The organism is Lysinibacillus sp. ZYM-1, from assembly GCF_001308875.1.
Classification (GTDB): domain Bacteria; phylum Bacillota; class Bacilli; order Bacillales_A; family Planococcaceae; genus Lysinibacillus.
In genome coordinates this window covers 115347-131422 of record NZ_KQ465106.1, presented here as the reverse complement: position 1 = coordinate 131422, position 16076 = coordinate 115347, and the positions used below count along the sequence as shown (strand labels likewise).

The 16076-nt window shown below is 38.3% G+C and carries 15 protein-coding genes, 1 other RNA gene and 1 other annotated feature; of the genes, 1 reads left to right on the top strand and 15 read right to left on the bottom strand.

Annotated elements, in window-relative coordinates:
• Positions 1-200 precede the first annotated feature (200 nt).
• The 15 genes from AO843_RS00590 to hisS all read right to left on the bottom strand — a co-directional run bounded on the left by AO843_RS00590 (position 201) and on the right by hisS (position 13907).
• A complete protein-coding gene (locus AO843_RS00590; protein WP_054609222.1) occupies positions 201-587 on the bottom strand; it encodes a hypothetical protein in 387 nt (128 codons plus the stop codon).
• A 128-nt stretch (positions 588-715) separates the two neighbouring features.
• A complete protein-coding gene (locus AO843_RS00585) occupies positions 716-1477 on the bottom strand; it encodes a tRNA threonylcarbamoyladenosine dehydratase (protein ID WP_054609221.1) in 762 nt (253 codons plus the stop codon).
• Between the two features lie 156 nt (positions 1478-1633).
• Positions 1634-2647, bottom strand: a complete 1014-nt coding sequence (locus AO843_RS00580; protein ID WP_231630037.1) for an N-acetylglucosamine kinase — start codon at positions 2645-2647, stop codon at positions 1634-1636.
• A gap of 18 nt (positions 2648-2665) precedes the next feature.
• Entirely contained in the window at positions 2666-3748 is a 1083-nt protein-coding gene (locus AO843_RS00575) for a DUF871 domain-containing protein (RefSeq protein ID WP_054609220.1), read from the bottom strand.
• A 24-nt stretch (positions 3749-3772) separates the two neighbouring features.
• Positions 3773-5101 (bottom strand): PTS sugar transporter subunit IIC, encoded by a 1329-nt coding sequence (locus AO843_RS00570; protein WP_082389349.1) that lies wholly within the window; start codon positions 5099-5101, stop codon positions 3773-3775.
• Positions 5102-5147: 46 nt separating this feature from the next.
• Positions 5148-5468 (bottom strand): PTS lactose/cellobiose transporter subunit IIA, encoded by a 321-nt coding sequence (locus AO843_RS00565; protein ID WP_054609218.1) that lies wholly within the window; start codon positions 5466-5468, stop codon positions 5148-5150.
• Between the two features lie 16 nt (positions 5469-5484).
• Complete coding sequence (locus AO843_RS00560; protein WP_054609217.1) at positions 5485-5796, bottom strand: PTS sugar transporter subunit IIB; 312 nt, start codon at positions 5794-5796, stop codon at positions 5485-5487.
• 226 nt (positions 5797-6022) lie between these two features.
• Positions 6023-7198: a GNAT family N-acetyltransferase gene (gene eis, locus AO843_RS00555; protein WP_054609216.1), complete on the bottom strand. Its 1176-nt coding sequence runs from the start codon at positions 7196-7198 to the stop codon at positions 6023-6025.
• 104 nt (positions 7199-7302) lie between these two features.
• The gene (locus AO843_RS00550) at positions 7303-7572 is read right to left on the bottom strand and encodes an HPr family phosphocarrier protein (protein ID WP_054609215.1); all 270 of its coding nucleotides are present in this window, start codon (positions 7570-7572) and stop codon (positions 7303-7305) included.
• 17 nt (positions 7573-7589) lie between these two features.
• On the bottom strand, positions 7590-8309 hold the full coding sequence (locus AO843_RS00545; RefSeq protein WP_054609214.1) for a sugar isomerase domain-containing protein: 720 nt from the start codon (positions 8307-8309) through the stop codon (positions 7590-7592).
• A 4-nt stretch (positions 8310-8313) separates the two neighbouring features.
• Entirely contained in the window at positions 8314-9036 is a 723-nt protein-coding gene (locus tag AO843_RS00540; RefSeq protein ID WP_054609390.1) for a GntR family transcriptional regulator, read from the bottom strand.
• Between the two features lie 26 nt (positions 9037-9062).
• On the bottom strand, positions 9063-10223 hold the full coding sequence (nagA, locus tag AO843_RS00535) for an N-acetylglucosamine-6-phosphate deacetylase (RefSeq protein WP_231630035.1): 1161 nt from the start codon (positions 10221-10223) through the stop codon (positions 9063-9065).
• 243 nt (positions 10224-10466) lie between these two features.
• Positions 10467-10666, bottom strand: a non-coding RNA gene (gene ssrS, locus AO843_RS23860) — 6S RNA.
• A gap of 139 nt (positions 10667-10805) precedes the next feature.
• Complete coding sequence (gene aspS / locus AO843_RS00530) at positions 10806-12575, bottom strand: aspartate--tRNA ligase (protein WP_054609213.1); 1770 nt, start codon at positions 12573-12575, stop codon at positions 10806-10808.
• A 63-nt stretch (positions 12576-12638) separates the two neighbouring features.
• A complete protein-coding gene (gene hisS / locus AO843_RS00525) occupies positions 12639-13907 on the bottom strand; it encodes a histidine--tRNA ligase (RefSeq protein WP_054609212.1) in 1269 nt (422 codons plus the stop codon).
• 160 nt (positions 13908-14067) lie between these two features.
• Positions 14068-14310: a binding site (T-box leader), on the bottom strand.
• Positions 14311-14474: 164 nt separating this feature from the next.
• On the opposite strand from hisS, the gene AO843_RS00520 reads away from it, so the two are divergent.
• Positions 14475-16055, top strand: a complete 1581-nt coding sequence (locus tag AO843_RS00520) for an SH3 domain-containing protein (RefSeq protein ID WP_054609211.1) — start codon at positions 14475-14477, stop codon at positions 16053-16055.
• Positions 16056-16076: the final 21 nt, after the last annotated feature.

The window sequence follows — 16076 nt, the reverse complement described above, 5'->3', positions numbered from 1 at the left end:
CCCATTTGTCATTTGTTGATTTCACTTCATGGCTATTTTTTGATTAGCTCAAAGCATCCCAAACAAACTGATCGATTATCTATTGGAATTATTCAAATTATAGCAATAAACCAATTGGAGTAGTGAGGACATGAAAAAAATAAGACAATTTCGTGAATTAATAGCATTTTATGCACATAAGAGGAACTATTTTGGTAAAATTATACCCTTTGTACATATTCATCAAATAACGCTAATTCCTTTGTTTGATCAACAATTTCAACAATACTTCCCTTGACATATTTTTTAATACGTTTATTCGGTATATAAAAATAAGCATTGTTTTTAATGAGCCATTCACTTAATGTTAAGTCACTAGCAGCTTGTTGATTCGTTAATATTCTCTTATGACGCAATACATCGGCCATTTTATAAAAGCCATCTGACAATTCATAGGCAGATACATCAAAATTAAAAATGGGGCTTACAACCTGTCCAACATCAAAAATATGTATCGTTTGCTTTTCTTCATCTATAGCTAACTCAACAGTGCCTATTTCATCGAAAAGATTTAAGCCTCTATACTCCATTTGATAAATTTTTTCCATCTGTATATGCCTCCTTTTTTCAACGGTCTAATTGTAACATAGAAAAAGTAGCCACCTCTAAAACAATTAAGGTAGCTACTTCTATGAAAATGATCAATTATGCTGTTTTTTGAAAACCATCTAGGCTATTAACCTTGTACTCGTGTTATTTTCACATCTTTTAAGATTGTATTAACTACCCAACTAGCAGCAATTAAACCAGCTACTGATGGCACAAAAGCATTGGAAGAAGGTGGCATCTTCGCTTTGCGGATAGCAGCATCAGGTTTCCCTACATGTTCAACGACATCTGGACGTACGACAATTGGACTTTCATCTGAAAATACAACGGTCACACCTTTATGAATTCCTTCTTTACGTAATTTCGTACGAATAACTTTAGCTAATGGATCTGTATGGGTTTTTGAAATATCCGCAATTTGGAAGCGCGTAGGGTCCATTTTATTCGCTGCACCCATACTTGAAATAATAGGAATATTACGCTTTAAGCATTCTTTCATAATATGAATTTTATACATTACTGTATCACTTGCATCGATGACATAATCAATGCCTTGCGCGAAAAATTCTTCATAAGTTTCTTCCGTATAAAACATATGCATATCAATGACTTCACATGCAGGGTTAATATCTGCAATGCGTTCTTTCATGATAGCTGATTTAGATTGGCCAACTGTAGATAGATACGCTACTAATTGTCTGTTCACATTTGTAATATCTACATTATCCTTATCGACTAATATAATACGGCCGATACCACTTCGTGCACACGCTTCAGCTGCAAAAGATCCAACGCCACCTACTCCAAGAATAGCAACCGTTGTATTTTTTAATTTTTCGAGACCCTCTGTTCCTATAGCGAGCTCGTTACGTGAAAATTGATGTAACATCCTGACACTCTCCATCTATGAAATTTTATTAGTAAACCTAGTTATATACTAAGATAAAATCAAAATCTATCTTACATTTTATCATGTTATTCATCAAGTGAAAATTATAAAGAAAAAAATAAAGCAATTGAATTCATTCAATTGCTCTGTGCTTCATTATACATAATTTTTTTGAAAGGTCTCTACAAAAGAACTGTAAAACTGGACATTTATTTGTTGAAGGGCTGCAATGACAGCCCCACCTATTGGAGGTAAATCTGGGGTCTTAAAACGGAATGGCAGTGTCTCCTCCATTGCCATAGCTTGAAGTCTTGGTACAAAATAATTTTCGTTCGTAAACACGCCTCCACATAAGACGACAAGCACTTCTTCTTGCGTCCATTCCATATGAGAATAGCATGCTTTAATCGCCCTATAATAGTTTTGACAAGCATCTTCAACGATTCGCTTAGCTATAAGATCACCATTATCAGCCGCTTCAAAAATATATGTACTGAGTGGTGCTATAACTGTGCGTGGATGCTCTTCTCCATAAACACATGCGATTAATTGCGGCACATAATCCACAGAAAAATGTTTCAGCACAGCTTCTGTTAATACAGTAGCAGAAGCTCTACCATCATAACTTTGAAACACAGCTTTTAGTAACTGAACACCTAAATCATAGCCACTCCCCTCATCATCAAAAAGATAACCCCAGCCACCTACTCGATAAAAACGTTGCTGCTCATCATACCCCATCGTAATGGCACCTGTTCCGGCGATTTGAACTATACCTGCCTTTCCAAGTGTACCCGCATAAAGAGCGATTAACGCATCATTGTCCACCGTAATAGTTGCTGAGCTACATACATATTGACGTAAGATAGCTTCCACAATGCCCTCTGCTCGAAGCTCTTTGACGCCCGCCATACCCGCAAAGCAGCTAGTAACTTCTGCCACTAATTGAGGATTTTGTTGCTGCAAACTTTGCATGATTGAATGGATTGTGGCTTCGAAATAGGGTTGATCCATGGCTGTAGGGTTACTGCGAGTCGTTTCTATTTGGGCAAAACATTGGCCTTTTTCATCACAAATAACCGCCGTCGTTTTTGTGCCACCTCCATCAATGGCTAATACATACATAACATCATTTCCTTTCTCATAAAGAAAAAGAGATTGATAGCTCAATCCCTTTCTCCCTTATTTTCATTTCGTAAAACCAAATGATGACCACGGTTGAATGTGCGCTAGTAAAAACTGTTCTTCTTCAGCAACACTTGCGACAACATTACTAGACCCAGCATTCGGAATTTCCTTTAGTACGATTTGTAGCTCACCCTTATAACGTACATCCAAATTATTATCTATTGTGACATCTCCAACTTTTAATGGACGTGTATCATGAACTGGAAAATCCCCATTTTTATATTTCACTCGAGATTGGGTACTACGAATTACGTATTCAGATACATCTCCACGATTAAAATGTGGTTCTTTATAAAGGATGGTTTCTTCTAAAATACTCGTGTCTGTTGACTGAACAAGTTTTAACTCAAGCTTATTGCGGCATAATTGACCTAATGCACGTATTTCATCCTCAGATGCATACATATTGCCGATGATACAGTCATCGATTAACCCTGTATGCCATAAATCTTTTGCCTGAACAGTAATTGGGAGGTGGCGGTGTTCCTCCAATGTAGGTAATCCATGCTCCGTTTCTTCCCATGGCCCGAATTTACCATTCTGAGAGGAAATCATCGCAGCCGTCCGAATATTGTTTGCTTTAAACTGATGAGAGGTTTGTAAAAAATGCTGACGAGATAAACCCGTAAAGCGTCTTGGATAAAAATTATGACAGCCGATAATGTTCTCTTTATTCGGATGGTAAGATAAAATGTTGTCTACATATTTTGTACCATTACTAATATTTAATTCTATTTTCAGATTACTTGCATCAAGTGACATCCATGCTTCTTCCTGACCTGAGAATCCCATGTCTAAACGTAATGCTGCCAAATGATAATGTTCCTTCAAGTACCCTATGTCTCTATAGGTTAAATTTAGCTCTTGAAAAACAGCTGGGGCTATATCTGCAGAAATGTCAAAGCCCAATTGCTGTGCAAATTGGTTTATTTGCTGTAATTTTTGCCGTTCCTCTTCCTGCTTTAATGACATCAGACATGTAAAAATACGATCAAAGCCGTTGTCATGAGCTAGCTGAACATAACGCTTCATTTCTTCTAGTGTACTATGCTGCGGATATAGCGAAATTCCTAATCTTTTCACTTCGAACCCTCCGTTAGTAAACGCTTATACTTCTACTTTTTGCCCTTCTGATTGGGCTACAGGTGATTGTTCACTCTGTACCGCTAAAGCAGCTTTTTGCTCGTTCTGCTTCGCCATGCGATTTGCCATGGAAAGGAACGGCAAGTAAATACATATTGCTACCACAATTAAAACGATACTCAATACAGCTCCACGCCAAGATTGTGTTACTAAGAAACCATTAATAATCGGTGGTGTCGTCCATGGAACCGCAATTGTTGCTGCAGGCACGAACCCCCATTTTGTTGCAAAGAATGCAATTGTCACATTGATCATAGGTGTTAAAATGAATGGTACGAATAAGACTGGATTTAAAACAATTGGTAAACCAAATAATAAAGGTTCATTAATATTAAATAATCCAGGTGCAGCTGAAAGCTTTCCTACTGTATTATATTGTTTGTTTTTACGTGCAATAATGAATATGGCGATTATTAAAGCAATCGTTGTACCTGAACCACCCATATTAATAAATGCATCAAAGAACGGTTTGTTTATAATATAAGGTGCTACTTTTCCAGCAGAAATAGCAGCGACGTTAGCGTCAATTGCTTGCAAGTTAATGGATTGCATAAATGGCTCGATAATATTCGCCCCATGTATACCAAATGACCATAAAAATGTAGGAATGAAAGCTAAAATAAGACCAGCTACCCATGTATTTGTTAAGCCCATAAACGGCTCTTGAATCGATGAATAAAACGATCCAATAATATCTGGTATATCAAAGCCAGCAGAAATTATCGTACGAACTAATGCAAATAAACCAATCGTAATGATTGCTGGTAGTAATGCAGCAAATGATTTTGACACAGCAGATGGCACACCAGCAGGCATTTTAATTAATAGTCTAGAGTTACCCGATAACCGTGCGAACAGCTCAGCAGAAATAAGGGCAGTAATGAGAGCAACAAATATTCCTCCCGTACCTGTCGTTAATCCTGATAAACCACCTTCCCCAAACGTACCAAATGTCATATAACTGGCAAGACCGATAACCCCTCCGGATAATGCATCCTTGTCATAGCTTTTCGTCAAATGATAAGCAACAGAAAAGGCTAATAATAATGAGATGATTCCAAATGTTGCGCCCCAAACATTGCCTCCAAACTGTGTCCATGTCTCATGCTTCCAAATGGCATCGAGTGCATTTTGATAAAGTTTAATAGGCAAATTGTTAATAAGTACAGCCAGTGAACCAACTATCGTCAAAGGCATGATCGTAATAAATCCGTCACGAATAGCAACTAAATGACGCTGATTTCCAACCCTAGCAGCAACCGGTACAAATTTTTCTTCTAAAAAACGGAACATTCTCATACACTCCCTTTGCTTTTTATTGTGACATCAAAATTTGATGTTACTCCCCTTTGATACGTTCATATAATTCAATCATTTCCTGTGCTAAATCACGAAATGTAATAGCGTTCATTAAATGATCCTGTGCATGAATTAATAACATGGATACTTCCACTTTTTCTCCCCTTGCTTCTTGTGACAGTAAACCTGTTTGAGAATGGTGCGCTTCGATTAATGCCTCATTCGCTAATTTAATTTTTTCCTTTGCTGCATCTATCTGTCCCTTTTTTGCCAGCTGTATGGCTTCCATGCATTCACTTTTTGTATTACCACTATGAACAATAAGCCCCATAATGGATTCCATTAATGCTGTGTCCTCCATTCCCCTTAAGCCTCCTTTACCCTATTAGTTGTAGTGCTTGCTGCAAAACTTTTTCGCCATTCATCATGCCGTAGTCTGCCATATTAATAACATCGATTGGAAAATTCATGTCCTTAAACTTTGTTTCATATGAGCCCTTTAAGTAGCGAACTTGTGGACCTAATAACAGCACATCAGCCTTTTTTGTGGCTAGTACTTTTTCAACCTCCCCTTCCGCAATAGCATAAATATCTGCCTCAATATTTTGCTCCTGTGCAGCTTTTTGCATCTTTGATACTAATAAACTAGTACTCATACCTGCCACACACACTAACATGATATTTTTCATTTGAAACACTCCCTTTTACATTTTTTAACTTTGTAATCGCTTACTTAATCTGAGAATAGCACCTATTGGTATATACCACAATATATTTTTTACAGTAATTTTCTCCATATGAAAGTGTTTACAAAATTGGGCTGTCACATTTTATAGGAGAATAAACGATTTCGCTTAACTGGTATAGTCCACAAAAGAATTCAAAAAAATTTTAATTTTCTTTACTATCCAATCCTTAAAAATACTCATAAAATGCTGGTTTTTCAGTAGGTAATGCCCATTGCCATTGCTGAATAACCTTTTCCACCACAGGTTGATTCGCATAAATGACAGCATCTTTAACCGACAGATAGCCAACCATCATTGCAGAAAAAAGAGTAATTGGTAATGTTAACATATGCATGTCAATGATCGAATTTGTCTCAATTATTGAGACATGACCACTTTTATTTATTTGATAGATATGTTCATTCCAATGACAGAATTTATCTTCAATACGGACATACAATGTTTCATGAATATCTTTCCATGGATACTGCTGCATAAAGGCGTAAACATCTACTACTCTGACCATCACATCCTGTATAACTTCCTTTTTAAATTGTGGCTCTTTGAAAAAAAAGCCGAAAGGAACATGGTTAGAAGTAACCCCTGTAATACTACTGACACTTGCTGCATGAGATGTAATATAGCGCCACATAGCTTGCTCTGCTGAATAATTTGCTACCATAAAATCTTGAATTTCAAACGTACTATGCTGAATCGTATAACGGATATACCCCTCAAGGTGATCCTTGTTAAAATAAGCAGCAAAATGACTATCAGGGCTCCTTCTCTCAATTCTCTTCCACCATGCGTCATCACGTACCATGCCACCATTTTGAGAAACAGCCATTGCATCATGAAAATCCTTAATCTTCTTAAAAAGCTCGGAGTCTTGCCATTCGAAGCTCATCCGTTTGACGACATCTAGTTGTTTCCCGAATGATGGGAACATCGATTGCGGTATTGTGTAATGTAACTTCTCGAAAAACAACTCCCATCCGAAATGACGATAGAAGGACACAGAAAAAGGCGCTAATATAGAAATGGTTTGCCCATTTTCACGCATATTTTGTAGAGCTTCTATCATCAGACTTTTAATAATTCCCTGCTGTCGATACTCAGGATACGTAGCAACAAATCCTATACCACCCATTTTATAGCGGATACCATGTATGGTCATATTTAGTGGTAAGATTAATAGCTGCCCAACTACCTTTTTAGTATCATAGGCACCAAGTGTTGTACTATGCTCAATCCAATAGTGAAAATCCTCTCTACGTGGCCCTGTATATTTATTTGGAAAACAATAATCCCGTAATTGATGGACCTGCCCATAATCGTTGGGCGAAACGATGCGAATGTCCATATAACCACCTCTTTTTATCTGAATATTCTAATAATTAAATAGCTATGAATCTGTTAATGGGGATTCATCTGCAGTGGCTTGAAAAACAACCACTGCTAGAACCCTTAAAACTCTTCCCCTATCTCTTTCGATACCATGATGTCCGTTATTGTTTGAAATAATTTTTCGACATCTGGACCATACGCTGAAATTTCTACTACGCTTCCTGGTTTTACCCCAAGTGACATGACACCCATAATAGACTTTAAATTTACTGATTTCTCTTGAAAAGTTAAGGTAATATCACTTTCGAACGGTGTAACTGCAGTGACGAGTAATGCAGCGGGCCTTGCATGAATTCCTTCGGGTGAAGTAATTTTATACATTTTCTTCATTCATAATGCCTCCATTTTCATGTAAAATCTATCCGATCTTGATAATTGGCAATCATTATCTCATTATGTGACCAATCGGAGTCTACATTATTACTAACAAAAATGGGCAGCTCTGTTGAAGTCTTTGCAATTTCCCCAATAACTTCGCTGAACAAAGCATTCAATAGCAGCGAACCTATAACTGTTGATGCAGGTGCATACTGCATTTTTTGTACATGCAGAACACCATCACCAATAGGTATATGAGTGTTAATAACGAGATCTACCACTTCTTCTAGCCGTTGCCCACTGTGATGACGTGTAGCCTGCTCTCTATAGGCAAGTGATTGGAGAGATAGGACAAATACACCTGCTTTTTTGGCTAATAAAGCCGCGTCAATTGGCGCTGAATTTCTCCCAGAGGTTGAAATTACAATACAAATGTCATTTTCACGAAAGTCAAATTGTTCCTTATGTTGTTCAATAATTGCTGGGTCCTTCTCATTGATAGAGGAGGCCAAGGCACCTGCATGTAATGCTAGAGGTCCAATAAAAATTGGACGTACAGGTACTAAACCTCCAGCACGATAAAATGCCTCCTGTGCTAATAACTGAGAATGACCGCAACCGAATAATTGGATAATCCCACCTTTCTGAAGGCGTTGCACAATGATTTGTGCAACTTCCTTTATACGAGCAGACTCCTGCTCTTTCACAACCTGGATCAGCTTTTCGATTTCAGAAAAATATGCATCCATATTATCACCTTTTAATTTCACTTATAAATTTGTAGCGATCAGCACGATACGTACTACGTACAAGCTCAAACGGCCGACCATCAGACAGATAACTCGTACGTTTAATAATTAAAACAGGTGCTGTTTGATTGATCTGTAAAAACTTACTATCCTCTTTAGACACAATCGCTGCCTCCATTTGTTGGACGGCATTTCCAATTTTTTGATGGAATTTAGCTTCGATTAATGCATAAAGAGAGCCCATTATTTGCTTCTCATCCAATTCTGGATATACTTTCACAGGTATATACGTTTTTTCAATTGCCATTGGTTGTGAATCAGCATTTCTTATCCGCACGACAAAGAATACTTCTTCCCCAGGCTCTATCATTAAATCTCTTGCAATATCCACTTGTGGTATGATTTTTTCAAATCGTAATACTTTACTACTCGGTTCCATACCTCTTGCTCGCATATCCTCAGTAAAACTTGTTAAGCCTTTTAACGGTTGCTCTAATTTTGGATTGGCAACATAGGTGCCTCTTCCTTTTTCACGATATAACAAACCGCTATTCACTAGATTAGTAATGGATTGACGGACAGTCATTCTACTTACATCAAATTGTGCAGAAAGCTCTCGTTCTGAAGGTATTGTTTCACCAATTTTGTACTCTTCTAAATAAATTCGTTGTTTAATAATCTCTTCTATTTGTATATAGATAGGTATATGAGAATTTTTCTCTAACAATTCTTGCACCATCCTTATCGCCTCGTTTATGATTTCTCAAATACAACTTTACCTCGACAAATAGTTTTTTGCACATTTAATTTTTGATCAAGCAATACAAAATCTGCATCAAAACCTTCTTTAATTCGTCCTTTCTTGGACAGCCGTAATTGCTCCGCTGCATTCGTAGAGGACATAGCGACTATTTCTTGAAGTGAACAATTTGTAATAAATTTCATATTTTTTACTGCCTGTTCCATGGTTAAAATACTCCCAGCTAATGCTCCGTTTGCTAAATGGGCTCCTTTTTCACTCACATACACTGTTTGCCCGCCTAAATCATATTCGCCATATTTTAACCCTTTCGCGCGCATTGCATCCGTAATAAGAATGATGCCTTTCGCACCTTTCATACGATAAGCTAACATAACTGATTGAGGATGACTATGCACAAAATCGACAATTAGTTCAACCATAATTTTGTCATTTAGTAACGCTCCACCGACAACTCCAGGGTCACGATGATGAAATGGCCGCATTTGATTATATAAATGAGTGGCTTGATTTACCCCTAATGTTACTGCTTTCTTGACCTCCTCTATTGTAGCGTCAGAGTGACCAATAGATGGAATTACATGAAAGTTCTTTAGTGCTTCTAGAAATGTAAAGCCACCCTCTATTTCTGGTGCAACTGTGATTTGTCTTATCCGATTCTTGCTAATTGTTTGCCAATGGGCAAATTGATCAATCGTAGGACTAATCATATAAGCTACTGGTTGAGCGCCAGCGCGAAGTTGCGAAACAAATGGACCTTCCACATGTATGCCCAATAGATTGGCTTCTCCCTCATTATGATCAAATTCTGCTACATTCTTTAAAGCGCTTTCAATTTTAGCGACGGATTGTGTCATTGTTGTGGCAAGGAAACCTGTAACACCTTCTTGTACTAAAGATTGAGCCATTGCATGCAAAGACTGTTGAGTACCATCCATCGTATCATGGCCAGCTGAACCGTGAATGTGCATATCAATATAACCAGGGAGCAGTAGCCAATCCTGATCTTGACCATCAATATATTGAGTCGCCTCCAAAGTTAACCTATGACCTATTTGAGCAATTTTACCGTTCTGGATATAGATATCACCCTCAAAAGGTTTTCCCTCTGGGTTAATCATCGTGACATTGGAGATTAATAGTGTATCCTTCAAAATTTCACCTCCATCAACAGTTTCACCTAAAAGGTATAGTTGTCTATACCAATTATATGCTGATTTACCAGAAATAAAAAGTAATTTTTTCTATTTTCTAAATTTTTTATAAAATATTTAATCCTTGAAAGAATTCCAATTTGACAGACGTATGTTCTTTTCTTAATGTTTGGAACTTACATGAATTCATTTGCACATAAAAAAGGAGCTTTTTTTAAGCTCCTTTTCAATCCTATGTATAGGACGAATCCCAATTGTGCCGTAATGCCAAGAAACATTCGTTTTGAACCCGCAATTTGCAGGGGGGTGCCTGCTTTGCAGCTTTAAACTTCCCGCTCCGCAAGGGGCATGTTTGCGACTACAAAATGAAGGCTCCCGATTCGATAGTGTTCGGTCAAAACTGTGAAGTAGAGTTAGCAGTTAGACAAACACATCAGGATTCGTATTACAGTTATCATAGCATCACTTTTCTGATAATTCAAACGATTTTCTCTAATAATCTATAATTTCTTGAGAAAACGCAAAAAATACCTAGATTCCCAACAATATTTGCTAGAAAATCCAGGTATTTTGCCTTATTGATTATTTTCTAAAAGGTTTAATTGCCAAGCTCAATTCGCTTAGTTGTTCAGGAGATACCTCACTTGGTGCTTCTGTCATTAAGCAGCTAGCACTTGCCGTTTTCGGGAATGCAATTGTATCACGTAAATTGTGACGACCAGCTAACAGCATGACAAAGCGATCCAGACCAAATGCAAGACCAGCATGCGGTGGCACGCCATATTCAAATGCTTCTAATAAGAAACCAAATTGCGCTTGAGCTTCTTCCTCTGAGAAACCAAGTAATTCAAACATTTTTTCCTGTAGGTCACGTTCATAAATACGTAATGATCCACCACCAAGCTCGTAGCCGTTTAAAACGATATCATATGCCTGTGCACGAACAGCAGATGGGTCCGTGTCCATTAATAGAATATCTTCATCAAATGGTCGTGTGAATGGATGGTGAGCGGCATAATAACGACCGTCCTCCTCAGAGAATTCAAATAATGGCCAGTCTGTAATCCATAGGAAAGCAAATTGTGATTCGTCGATTAACTCTAAATCTTGACCTAATTTCGTACGAAGTGCACCTAAAGAAGCAGCTACAACAGATGCTTTATCCGCTACGAATACTAGAATATCGCCAACTTCTGCTCCCATTCGTTCGATTAATGCTGCCGCTAACGCCTCATCAAAGAATTTCGCGATTGGGCCATTTAAGCCTTCCTCTGTTACCTTTAACCAAGCAAGACCTTTAGCACCGTAAATACCAACGAACTTTGTTAGTTCATCCATGTCTTTACGAGAGTATTTGTCAGCTGCACCTTTAATATTGATACTTTTTACTTGCTTACCTTGTGCCACTGTATCAGCGAATACTTTGAAACCACAGCCTTCAAAAACATCATTTAATGCCACTAATTCTAATCCAAAACGTACGTCTGGCTTATCAGAACCATATCGATCCATTGCTTCTTGGTACTTCATGCGCTGGAATGGTGCAGGGATATCAATCCCTTTTACTTCTTTCATTACTGCTTGGATTAATCGCTCATTCATTTCTAATACTTCTTCTTGTGTTAAGAAGCTTGTTTCAATGTCAACTTGTGTAAACTCAGGTTGACGGTCAGCACGTAAGTCCTCGTCACGGAAGCAACGTGCAATTTGGAAATACTTTTCAAAGCCAGCAACCATTAATAATTGTTTAAATAGCTGAGGTGATTGTGGTAGTGCATAAAATTCACCTTCATGGACACGTGATGGCACTAAATAGTCACGAGCACCCTCTGGCGTTGATTTCGTTAATATCGGAGTTTCTACTTCTAGGAAGCCTTCGTTTTGTAAGAAGTTACGGATTGTACGCGTAACGTCCGAACGCATTTTGAAAGTATCGAACATGACTGGACGACGTAGGTCAAGGTAACGGTATTTTAAACGTAGATCTTCTGATACGTCTGTGCGATCTTCAATTTGGAATGGTGTTGTTTTTGCTGTATTAATCACGACTAATCTTGTCGCTTCCACTTCGATTTTACCGTTTGGTACATTCGGGTTGATTTGGTCCTCTGTACGTAGAATGACTGTTCCTTCTATTTCTATTACATATTCACTACGCACTTTATCCGCTAATGCATGTGCTTCTGCAACATCTGGACTAAATACGACTTGTGTAATACCAGTACGGTCACGTAAATCAATGAAAATTAAACCACCAAGGTCACGACGACGCTGTACCCATCCTTTTAATACGACTTTTTCGCCTTGTAACGTTTCTGAAAGCTCGTTACTAGCATGTGTTCTTGTAGCCATTGTTAAATTCCTCCAAAATATATTCAATTTATGTAGCATTCAACAAGAAATGCCCTATCTTTTTTAAGATTGTTGTGATAAATAGTTCACTAACTCTGAAAATGCAACCTTGTGCTGTTCACCAGATTCCATATGTTTCACCGCGGCTTGTTGCTCTTCAAGCTCTGTTTCACCAAGGACAATTGTATACTTTGCCCCTAGACGGTCAGCTGATTTCATTTGGGCTTTCATTTTACGATCTAAATAATCCATCTCTGTTGCAAGACCCTTCGCACGGAAAGTACTAGTCAACTCTACAGCCTTTTGCTTCGCTTCATCACCCATGGCAATAATATAAACGTCTAGTCCTGAAGCCGTATCCAATTCAACGCCCTCTGCTTCAAGCGCTAATAACAGACGTTCAATACTTAATGCGAAACCAATACCGGGTACATCTGGGCCGCCTATTTCTTGCACCAGACCATTGTATCGTCCACCACCACAAAGGGTTGTAATAGCACCAAAGCCAGATGCCGAAGACATTATTTCGAATGTTGTATGATTGTAATAATCCAGTCCTCTTACAAGATTTGGATCAACCTCATACGTAATACCCAAAGTATCTAAATATGTTTTCACTTGAGCAAAATAAGTAGCCGATTCCTCAGTGAGGAAATCTGTTAATGCAGGAGCCGTTTGCATTAATGGGTGCTCACGATCCACCTTACAATCTAAAATACGTAATGGATTTTTATGCAAACGATTTTGGCAATCTGAGCAAAACTCATGAATATGTGGCTCAAAATGTTGTAATAAAGCTGTTCGGTGCGTATCACGTGTTTCTTTATCACCCAGTGAATTGATCACTAATTTTAAATCCTTTAAGCCAGCTGATTCATAGACATCCATTGCAAGAGCAATGACTTCTGCATCGATTGCAGGATCTGCTGAACCAATTGCCTCTACCCCAAATTGAACAAATTGGCGGTAGCGGCCAGCTTGTTGACGTTCATAGCGGAACATGGGTCCTAAATAGGAAAGCTTAACAGGTTGGTCTGGAGCACCAAACATTTTATGTTCAACATATGCACGTACAACACCAGCTGTATTTTCAGGACGCAGTGTTAACGAGCGGCCTCCGCGATCCTCAAATGTATACATTTCTTTTTGTACAACATCCGTTGTTTCACCAACACCGCGTGCAAATAAATCAGTTTGCTCAAAAATCGGTGTACGAATTTCGTTATAGCGATATACACGACAAATATCACGAATAATCGCTTCAACCTTTTGCCATTTTTCAGATTGACCTGGCAAAATATCTTGTGTCCCTCTTGGCACTTTAAAACTCATGTAATTCCCTCCTATATTGATTGCCTATGATTGAGCAGTTTTTCCTCCGTTTTGAACGAGTTCACTCAAGTGCCTTTTTCATCGAGTTAAGCAGGTTTCCCCTCATTAAGAGCATCTCAATTTTTCGGACAACACAAAAAGCTCCCGTCACCTTGCCACTGCAAGGGACGAGAGCTGTATAAGCTTCCGCGGTTCCACCCTAGTTGACACAAATTTTTACATGTGTCCTCCTCGTAATCGGATAACGGCCGATTCCGTTTTTTCCTACTAAGCACTGCTTTTCGGAAAAAAGCCTCTCAAGTGTTATTCACGTCATACATTTTTGTAGGAAAGATTGCAGCCTAAGTCTTCCCCTCTCTGTTCCAATAGAGGTACACGCTACTTGCTTGGTCATAAGCGATTAATCATTTTTCGATTACCCTTTATGTTAGTCACTAGCTAGGCCAATGTCAACTATTTTTGTTTTTTTCATCAGGCAGTAATGAAAATGACAAATTCCATTACCTTTTTACCACGAATTTTCATACAAAAGCATGGTAAAATAGCACAAGGAATAGGAGGAATCTGATGAGGACAAAAATTTTACATAGTATTATCATCTTCGTACTAATGGTAACAATTGCGATTCCAAATAAGAACTTTATTCAAAAAGCTTCCGCTGACGCCAGTGATCTAAAAGTAGCAGGTATGATTCTTCATTTACGTGAGGGTCCTGGATTGTCTTATCCAATTATTACGACTTTAGAAGAAGGTGATCCTTTAACTTCAATTGGTCGTGAAGGTGATTGGATACAAGTAAAAACAGGTAGCTATGAAGGGTGGGTAGCATCTTGGCTGACTGCCTCTACAAACGCTCAAAAAACCATTGATAAAACTGTTATTTCACAGGTAGACCGTTTAAATATTCGCACAGAACCAGATATCTCTTCAGCTGTTCTTGGACAGCTCTCTACGGGCAACCAAGCAAACCTCATTGAGGAGAATAATGAATGGGCAAAAATTGATTGGAATGGACTAACAGGTTGGGTTTCTAAGGATTATGTCACGATTAACGATAGTCCTAAAAAAGAAACGGAACCAAAAGAAAATGCAGTAGAAGTATCAACAACTACTACACCTGTAAATAAAGATACAAGCTTTACTATTTTGGTGGATGCACTGAATGTTCGTAAAAAACCAGACTTGAATGCTAAAAAAATTGGCACTGTAAAAAAAGGACAGGCTTACAAAGTACTTACGCATGAGCACAATTGGGTACAAATTCAGTACAATGATAAAAAAACTGGATGGGTCTATAGTTTTTATGGGACATTTTCAAATAAAGTAAAGAGTACATCTAAATCGTCCTCTTCAAAAGATTTGGAATCCGTTACCATTATTTATAATGGGACAAACCTCCGAACGGATGCTTCAACAGCAGCTGAAGTAGTGGAGCGAGTAGATGCTGGTAAAACGTATCCTATTGTAGGCGTAAAAAATGATTTCTACGAAATTCAATTAGACAAAGAAACAGCGTTTGTTGCGAACTGGGTTGTGACAACGAGCTCCAATAAAACTTCAATTCCACAAAAGGATCAACTAGAGCCACGTAAAAAGGGAACGTTAAATGGACTGACCATTGTTGTAGATGCTGGGCATGGAGGCAATGACCATGGTACAACAGGCCAACGTGGAACAGAAGAAAAAGGAATTACCTTGAAAACAGCCACTCTCCTTGCCTCCAAGTTAAGTGCTGCTGGAGCCAATGTTGTTATGACACGAGAATCAGACGAGTATGTGGCACTGCGTAAGCGTGTCTCGATTGCACATCAATATGAGGCAGATGCCTTTATCAGTCTACATTATGATGCAACTGACGATAGCTCTATTAACGGCTTCACGTCCTATTATATGAATAGTAATCAAAAAGGGCTTGCTGAGGCCATACATGATGGACTTTCGAGTAAAATAGATTTGAGAGATCGCGGAACACAACAGGGCAATTACTTAGTACTACGAGAGAATCGTCAAAAAGCCGTGCTTATTGAGTTAGGATACTTAAGTAATGCTAGTGAGGAACGTGCCATCACAACGGCTAAATTCCGTGAACAGGCTACCCTCGGAATTTATCAAGGCATCTTAAATTACTTTAATGCGGATAAAGAATAAGACAAAGAAGCTGTGGAAGGA